Origin of the sequence: Citrobacter sp. Awk 4 (genome assembly GCF_028069725.1) — a bacterium.
GTDB lineage: Bacteria > Pseudomonadota > Gammaproteobacteria > Enterobacterales > Enterobacteriaceae > Citrobacter_D.
Genome location: NZ_JANEWG010000090.1, coordinates 1 through 7584 on the forward strand (window position 1 = coordinate 1; position 7584 = coordinate 7584).

General features: G+C 55.1%; 9 protein-coding genes. All 9 read right to left on the reverse strand.

Going from position 1 to position 7584, the window contains the following annotated elements:
* Positions 1 to 191 precede the first annotated feature (191 nt).
* The 9 genes from NNO04_RS21785 to NNO04_RS21825 all read right to left on the reverse strand — a co-directional run bounded on the left by NNO04_RS21785 (position 192) and on the right by NNO04_RS21825 (position 7337).
* Complete coding sequence (locus tag NNO04_RS21785; RefSeq protein WP_271446435.1) at positions 192 to 1139, reverse strand: flagellar motor protein MotB; 948 nt, start codon at positions 1137 to 1139, stop codon at positions 192 to 194.
* The gene (motA, locus tag NNO04_RS21790) at positions 1136 to 1993 is read right to left on the reverse strand and encodes a flagellar motor stator protein MotA (RefSeq protein WP_271446436.1); all 858 of its coding nucleotides are present in this window, start codon (positions 1991 to 1993) and stop codon (positions 1136 to 1138) included. The genes NNO04_RS21785 and motA overlap by 4 nt, the downstream gene beginning before the upstream one ends.
* Positions 1993 to 2724 carry a FliA/WhiG family RNA polymerase sigma factor gene (locus tag NNO04_RS21795; protein WP_271446437.1) on the reverse strand — a complete coding sequence of 244 codons (732 nt, stop codon included), beginning with the start codon at positions 2722 to 2724 and terminating at the stop codon, positions 1993 to 1995. The genes motA and NNO04_RS21795 overlap by 1 nt, the downstream gene beginning before the upstream one ends.
* 12 nt (positions 2725 to 2736) lie before the next feature.
* The gene (locus NNO04_RS21800; protein WP_271446438.1) at positions 2737 to 3195 is read right to left on the reverse strand and encodes a flagellar basal body-associated FliL family protein; all 459 of its coding nucleotides are present in this window, start codon (positions 3193 to 3195) and stop codon (positions 2737 to 2739) included.
* A gap of 36 nt (positions 3196 to 3231) precedes the next feature.
* Positions 3232 to 4383 carry a flagellar hook-length control protein FliK gene (locus NNO04_RS21805; RefSeq protein ID WP_271446439.1) on the reverse strand — a complete coding sequence of 384 codons (1152 nt, stop codon included), beginning with the start codon at positions 4381 to 4383 and terminating at the stop codon, positions 3232 to 3234.
* On the reverse strand, positions 4380 to 4691 hold the full coding sequence (locus NNO04_RS21810) for a hypothetical protein (protein WP_271446440.1): 312 nt from the start codon (positions 4689 to 4691) through the stop codon (positions 4380 to 4382). The genes NNO04_RS21805 and NNO04_RS21810 overlap by 4 nt, the downstream gene beginning before the upstream one ends.
* Positions 4688 to 5068, reverse strand: coding sequence for a flagellar export chaperone FliS (gene fliS / locus NNO04_RS21815; protein ID WP_271446441.1), 381 nt, complete (start codon positions 5066 to 5068; stop codon positions 4688 to 4690). The genes NNO04_RS21810 and fliS overlap by 4 nt, the downstream gene beginning before the upstream one ends.
* 16 nt (positions 5069 to 5084) lie before the next feature.
* Positions 5085 to 6347, reverse strand: a complete 1263-nt coding sequence (gene fliD / locus NNO04_RS21820; RefSeq protein ID WP_271446442.1) for a flagellar filament capping protein FliD — start codon at positions 6345 to 6347, stop codon at positions 5085 to 5087.
* A gap of 153 nt (positions 6348 to 6500) precedes the next feature.
* Positions 6501 to 7337, reverse strand: coding sequence for a flagellin N-terminal helical domain-containing protein (locus NNO04_RS21825; protein WP_271446443.1), 837 nt, complete (start codon positions 7335 to 7337; stop codon positions 6501 to 6503).
* Positions 7338 to 7584: the final 247 nt, after the last annotated feature.

Sequence of the window (7584 nt, forward strand, 5' to 3'; positions counted from 1 at the left end):
AGGGAGTGTGGCTTCAGAGAAGCAGCGGACATAAGGTGAACGTCAACCTTCGCCAGAGTGAAAGGTTCTCCCTCATTCCTTTACTGACAAGTAATCGCCGTTATCGAGTCCCTTTCTTCCAGAGATGACGCTTTAAGCCCGTAGAATCACGTCTCCATTATCCCGGGTGTATATAAACCGCTTTTCACCGCTTAACCTGCGGGTGTGGTGGCGGTGGGAGAGGCAGAAGAGGGAGTCCCGGAGGGAACCGGGGCAGCGCTGTTTTTGAACATCTTCTTCAGCTCTTTTTCCCCTTTTTCGGTCAGGATCAGTATCTCAATTCGACGGTTGACCGAATCTAACGGATCCTTGCCCTCAATAGGCATCGTGTCAGCATAACCCGCCAGTTGGATCACTTGTTCCGGCTTCATGCCATTTTGTGACAGCACGTGACGCGCCGTAATCGCTCGCTCTGTAGAGAGTTCCCAGTTGGAATAAAACGCATTGTTGAGCGGCGTCGCATCGGAGTGACCACTGATCATCACCCGATTGTTGATCTTCGCGAAGGCGGGGCCAAGTGAGCGCAATATCTTGACAAAATAACCGCTGAGTTCCCGACTACCGCTGGCGAACAGCGGCTTTTTGGCCTGGTCCTGAAAACGGACTCTGACCCCTTGCTCCACCACCTCGATGACGACGCTGTCGCTGACTTTCATCGCCTGGATAGTGCTGGAGAGATCGGCCGCCAGTTGGCCGAGCTGTGCCTGTGATTCGTACCAGGAGGCTTGTCTGGCGAGGGCCTCTTTGATTTCGGCCTCGTTTGCATTTTTTGGCGTCTCTTCTTTCTCTTCCGTGGAGGGCAATTCCGCGGTCACCGTCTCCTCCAGCACCGAGTTACCGCCAGCCCCCTCCAGCAATGAGGAGGAACCGTCCAGTTCCACTATTTTGTTGCTGGCCACGGCTTCCGCCATCTGCTTGCGCTGCTTTTCCGTCGTCGCTCCCATGATCCAGAGCACCAGGAACAGCGCCATCATGGAGATGGCGAAGTCGGCAAAGGCGACTTTCCAGGCGCCGTTATGTTGGGTGCTGCTCACTTTGGTCACCCGCTTGATGATGACCGAGCCTTTGCGTCTCTTATCGGAATCGCTCTTTTCGTTCATCGCGCCCGGGCCTCTTCAATCCAGCTTTCCATGACAGAGAAGGTGGGTTTGTATTTTTCCGGGATCATGCGACGACCGGCGTCAATTGACATCAACGGCGATTTACCGGCCGCGAAGTTGATCAATACCTCGCGGCAGGCATAGAGCAGCGTCATATCGCGCTCGACCGTCGCTTTCATGGCTTCGGAAAGTGGGCTGAGCACGCCGTAACACATAAAGATACCGAAGAAGGTACCGATCAGCGCGCCCGCGACTTTGAGACCGACAATGACAATACCGGCATCGATATTACCCATCGTGATCACGATCCCCAGTACCGCTGCCAGAATACCAAAGCCCGGCATGGCTTCAGCAATCGTACCAACGGCCTGGGAGGCGGAGAGACGTTTTTCGGCGATAGCGCCGATCTCTTTGTCGAGGATCGCTTCCAGTTCGTATCCTTCGATTTTGCCCATTGAGAGCAGGCGCAGGTTGTCAGTGAGAAAGGTCACCAGTTGGATCTCATCCAGAATCAACGGATATTTGGCGAAGAGCGTACTTTCCTGCGGGTTTTCAATGTGTTCGTCCAGGTACTTGAGCCCCCGGCGCTTAGTGTTTTCCAGGACTTCCATGGTCAGCAGGATAAACTGTTGGTACAGGTCGCCATCATCATGTTTTACGAAGGCCCGCTTGCATTGCGTACAGATGTTTTTCAACACTTCTTTGTCGTTGGCCAGCAGCATAGCGCCTAATGCCGCGCCCAGAATGATAATGTATTCGGCAGGCTGCCAGAGCATGCGGATCGCGCCACCTGCAAATATATAACCACCGATGACGGCAAGCAGCACCACGAGGATGCCTACAAATTTTAACATCAGGACGACTCCATTTCATTTTGTAATACCGCCTGCAGACGCGAGATAGCCTGCTTATGCAACTGGCACACCCGGGCTTCGGTTCTCTGCATGACGACGGCAATTTCTTTCATATTCAGCTCATGCTGGTAGTAGAGGCTCAGCACCAGTCGATCGGGCTCAGGTAATTGCCCCAAGGCCTGTGCCAGCCAACGTTGTCTCTCCAGGGGTTCTGTGGTGTCGCTGCCGGCGGGATGGCAATGCTCACCCTGTTCAAGCAGCGTCTCCAGACTCTGTAAGGCATTGGCGTGGGATTCCTGTTCCAGCGTTCGCAATTCGTTAAGGGTGATCCCCATTTCTGCGGCCAGTTCATCGGGTTTGGGAGGGCGGCCAAGATGTTGAGTCAGCAGGCGGGTTGCATCGTTGAGGCGATGAGCCTCCTGACGGGCGCCGCGCGAACGCCAGTCGAGTCTTCTTAGCTCATCGAGGATGGAGCCTCTGATTTTCTGTTTGCAATAGCTGATAAATCCGGCATCCAGTTGCCCTGGATAGCGGCGCAGCGCATCCAGCAATGCCATCAATCCGAGCTGGATCATGTCTTCGCGTCCCATAATGGGACCCGCATGACTGTGTAACTGGTTGACGAGTTTGTGGACGAGAGGGAGATACTGCCGAAGCAGATCGCTTTCAATATGTTTGCGCTCCTGAAACTGTTCAAAGAGCGCGGCATCGTGGCTGGCAAACATCGACATCACGGCCACCTGTTATTGCAAGACCATCTTACTGAGTTTTACATCCACCAGTTCGAGGTTGATCTTGTACCTGGCAAGCGCCACCACGAACGCACTCTGAAGATCCTTTTGCAGCGTGTTGAAATTTTTCATTTCTCTGAGCTGGTTGAATGTCTTGTCGGAGAACGTCTCGACGATGATATTGCGCAGCAGAGGATCCAGTTTCTTCAGTGTCGCGACGGTTTTGGGATCGAAGCTGGTCAGCACAACATCAAGCTGAGCGTGATGCAGACGGGTTTCTCCCGTTTCCGGCAGAGTTAACAGTACCTTTTCGATGGTATAGATCTGCAGTTCAGGTTGGTCTTCGCTTTGGCTGGAGTCTGACGTCTCCCCCCATTTTTTCTGTATCCCTTCCAACCCACCGAGATAGAAATAACCGCCACCGCCAGCCAGCAACAGCAGAAGAAGGCCAATAATAATATTTTTTACCATGGATAACTGTCTCGTTATAAAAGGAAAAAAGGGTAATCAGACATAGGTGTCCAGGTGATAGTCGGAGGTTGTCGCGAGTGAGCGTACTTCGGGCTCATCGTGCCCTTCTACGGCTGGCGCAACCCGTTGAGCATTGTGGTTGTCCTGCTGGCCGTCGGTTTGCTCGCCGTGCTGGCCGATGTCGATATCGACCTGGCTGTAAGACTGTCCGGACAGTAGATCCTGGCGCAGCTTGTCACTTAATTGCAGCAGCTGATCTCTGACTACCGGGTTGGTTGCTGATATCTGGATAAACACTCTGTCATCCTCGGTTCGCACCTGAAGATTGAGTTTGCCCAGATCGGGCGGATCGAGGCGCAGAGTCGCCTGCTTTACGCCAAGGTGGTTCTGTACCCGCAGACGATCCACCAGCGGTGCCAGCATCTGCTCGGCCCACAGAGAAGGCTGCCTGTCCAGGGTCAGGGGAGAAAACTCATGCCCGCCCGATCCCGGAAGAGGCCGACTCATGACGCCGGTTGCGGCGGGGAGTTGAGGTTGCGTCTGGCGTAACTGGACCTGGGCCGTGAGTTCGCTCAACTGTTCGCCATTCAGCGCCATCGTACTCAACAAAGAGAGCAACTGAGAGTCTGGTTTGGGTTGGGTCAGGAGCGCCTGTGTCTGTAGCGGAGCCAGGGGGGCGCCATTGGCGATTTTGCCAGTCTGATGTGGTGCCTGCTGCTGGAGTTCGCCGACGGTCAGCACAGTATTTTGCTGCATGCGTGCAGAGGGCTGCGCCTGCATCCCCCGCAGTTGCGCAATCAGAGAACCGCCCTTTGGCTGAGTCGCCAGCGCGTCCTGCAGTGTGGAAAAAACCTGCTGCACCTGCGCCATGATGGCGGGGTCCTGGGGCTGGCGTTGCCACAATTGGCTTGCCGTTTCCATCAGCCGGGCGGGTGCCTCTTTGTTCCCCTGAGCATGGGCGCGGAGCGCTTCCAGCATCTCATCCAGTCGGGCAAGCAGGTCCGGTTCATTCTCTGCGATTTTGCGCAGTTGTTCGATCTCTCCCATCAGGGAGTCCACGGCAGGAGAACCCGTGTTGTTCTCAAAGCGGAAAGGGGAGCCGGGTCTTGCCTGGGACAAGGCAACGAAACTTCCGGGGGCAGGGGAAGTCTGGCTTCCGTAGGGCAAACCTGGTGTGGGTTGAATCACTGCTTTTCTCCTCCGTACAACTGAACTTCACGATAGGTGCGTTTGCCTTCCCGCAATTCACTGTCGCCACGCAGGCGCTCGCCCAGCCATGCCTGGCGGGCTTCCAGTTGGGTGATTATCTGCCGATGACGGGTCTGCCATTCGGTCATGGGCAATTGGTCTTTAAGCGCGGGTTGCTGCCCGAGACGGCGTAACAGATCGGCAAGCTGGCCATCCAGCTGGATTAATGCCTTCCACTCACGCTTTGCCGTCCTCGCTTCCATGGCGGCGAGCAACTGCTCGCCATGTTGTCTGATACGGTCTATCACGTAGTACCTTCCCAGCCTTCCTTGAGCGGAATAATCACCCGGCGTACTTCTTGCAAAGGCGCGGCCTGATTGCGCAGGTTGACGGTCAGCAGGCGGCGACTGCAGAAGTCGTAGAGCTGGTGCAGGGTTTCAGCCAGCTTTCCACCGTTCTGGATATCCAGGCTGGCATCCAGAACATGCAGGATCTCCAGGCACTTGCTGATACTGTCGCCTTTGCGGTTGAGCTGCATGGTGGCGATATAGTTTTCGATAGAATCCAGCTCGTCGAGCAGGTGCTCGAGTAAGATGACGACCAGCTGCTGTGGGCTGGCGGCGGCGATACGGGCGGCTCCGGCATTCTGCCGATAGGCGATTAGCGGGTTGTCATTGTCAAACATGGCGATTCCTGCCTGGTTATTGGAACATGGCCGAGGTGGCGTTCATGATGTTGATGTACTCGGTCATTTCAGTGAATTCTTTCAGGTATTGCTGGTAGACCTTATCCATACGGCGATCGAGCGCGTCCATATCTGACTGGATGCTGGCTTTTTCTTTGTCCAGACTTTGCTGGGCGTTGTAGATGGTGCCGCTGGTTGCCGTGTAGGTGTAAACGAGGTCATCGATTTGGGTGGCGACGTCTTTGAACAGCGCCGCCACATCTTCGGGGTTTTCGGTGAGCGCGGTTTGCAGCTCTTCCGTATCCAGCGTCAGCTTGCCAGTGTAGGGATCGGAGCTGATGCCGTAGTTGGCCATCATCATGCCGTCCGGGCTGACGGTATAGAACGTCTGCTTGATACTGTTCTGGATGCCGCGTGCCGAGCCGTTGGCATACAGCGCGCCTTCCGGGGTGTTCACATGAGTGGTGAACACGTCGATCATCGCGTTATAGCTGTCGACAAAGGCTTGTACATCCGCGGTGATCGCTTCGGTGTCCGGTATGACATCAATCGTCAGTTCGCCCGGTTGGGTGACGTTGATGGTGACACCGGGGATCATGTCGCTGATGGTATTGCTCTGGGACTCATACCGAATGCCGGTATTCTGACCGCCGTACCAGACGATGGCGTTTTGCGCCTGGCTCAGCGTTTTCTGGGTGACGGACGGGTCGGAAAAAGTGATGGTAAACCCGTTGTCAACGCCGGTGTCATCGCTGGTCACTACCAGGTTGTAGTTGCCGGTATCATCCTTCAGTACTGAGGCCGAGACGCCCAGATCATCGCCCTGAGCATTAATCGCATTAGAGAGCGACTCGACCGTAGGCGGATTGAGGGTGCTGGTATCAATGACCAGACTTATCGGGTTGCCATCGGCATCGGTGCCATCAATCGTCAGAGTACCGGCAGGCACATTGCCGCTGGTACCGAAGTTGAGCGACTCCTGTTGCGCCTTGGCGACTTGTTCTACATAGAGTTCGTGGTGACCAGGGATAGCACCCGCGCCGGTTGATACGGTCGCGCCGGAGTTTTCCGGTAATACCGACGCTTTGGTGGTATTGAAGCCGTCGTTGTCCGCATAGAGCGCCTTTGCTGCCGTCTGTACGCTGGTAATGGCGGTTTCAATTTCTCCCCAGGCGGCGATCTGAGCGTCCACATCGGCCATCTGGGCCTGATAGCGCTCATCGTAAGGCGCCCGCTCGAGGGCGGTGAAGTAACTGGCCAGATAGGAGGGGTTGATCATTGTGTGTATATGCCTCTCAGTGAGCGCTGAACATCGTAAAAGCAAAAATCGTGCCGATTTTCATTATGGGAATGCAGACGTAGCACATTCATGCCCATCACAAAAAAATGGACTGCCGGGGCAGTCCATTCAGTGAGACGGTAAGCCGGATAATTAGCCGATCAGGTTCAGGGCCAGGCCGCTCATTGATTTGGCGTTAGCCATTACCATGGTGCCGGACTGCTGCAGCATCATCTGCTTGGACATGTTGGCCCCTTCTTCCGCGAAGTCGGCATCCATGATTCGCCCTTTCGCCACCTCCGTGTTCATCTCAACGTTCATCAGGTTGCTCTTGGTGTGTTCCAGGGAGTTGATGTACGCACCGGTGGAAGAACGGGCAGCTGAGATAGTGTCGGAGGTTGTGCTCAGACCGCTCAGTACCGCCTGGGCGCTACCGCTGCCGGTCAGGGTCATGGAGCCCATACTGCCGATGGCAGTACGCATAGAGCCAATTTCGGAGGAGACATCGACGCTGATGGAGTCTGCAGAGCCGTTACGGCCAATCTGTACGTTGATAGAACCGGCTGCCAGCGTATCGAACAGGTTGTTGCCTGCGTACTGGGTGTCGGTAACGATACGGTTTGCTTCATCAGCCAGTTTCTGGAATTCGGAGTCCATTGCTTCGAGGTCAGCGGTGGAGTTCGTGCCGTTCGATGCCTGGGTTGCCAGTTCGGTCATACGGTCGGTGATGCTGGTCAGTTCGGCCATCGCCTGGTCAGCGGTTTGCAGCATGTCCTGGGTCTTTTCAATGTTACCGATACCGGCGTTCATACCGACCATATCGGTGTTCATGCGGTTGGCGATGGTCAGGCCTGCGGCATCATCCTTGGCGCTGTTGATACGGTAACCGGTGCCCAGACGCTCCATGGAGGTGTTCAGGGATTCGGTGGACTTGGCCAGGGAGTTCTGAGCCACCAGGGAGGCGTAGTTGGTTTGAATAGAAATAGCCATGACAATATTCCTTATAGAGTGCTAGCTGAGACGTAATACGACATTACGCATATCGAAGAGGGGCCCGGCTGACCGTGCTACCCGTCCATCTAGAGAAAAAACGACAGTCAGGCGCCGTAACTTAAATGGCGAGAGATTTTTTTATTCAGGCAGGTGTGTAATGACGAAAAAGAGGGGGGGAACCTGTCACTCTGGTGAATGTTTACGTTCACCTTATGTCCACAGCCTCTCTGACACCACCCTACCC

Coding starts and splice junctions, on each gene's coding strand:
- NNO04_RS21785 (WP_271446435.1), bottom strand. CDS start 1,139: ATGAACGAAAAGAGCGATTCCGATAAGAGACGCAAAGGCTCGGTCATC.
- motA (WP_271446436.1), bottom strand. CDS start 1,993: ATGTTAAAATTTGTAGGCATCCTCGTGGTGCTGCTTGCCGTCATCGGT.
- NNO04_RS21795 (WP_271446437.1), bottom strand. CDS start 2,724: ATGTCGATGTTTGCCAGCCACGATGCCGCGCTCTTTGAACAGTTTCAG.
- NNO04_RS21800 (WP_271446438.1), bottom strand. CDS start 3,195: ATGGTAAAAAATATTATTATTGGCCTTCTTCTGCTGTTGCTGGCTGGC.
- fliS (WP_271446441.1), bottom strand. CDS start 5,068: ATGTTTGACAATGACAACCCGCTAATCGCCTATCGGCAGAATGCCGGA.
- fliD (WP_271446442.1), bottom strand. CDS start 6,347: ATGATCAACCCCTCCTATCTGGCCAGTTACTTCACCGCCCTCGAGCGG.
- NNO04_RS21825 (WP_271446443.1), bottom strand. CDS start 7,337: ATGGCTATTTCTATTCAAACCAACTACGCCTCCCTGGTGGCTCAGAAC.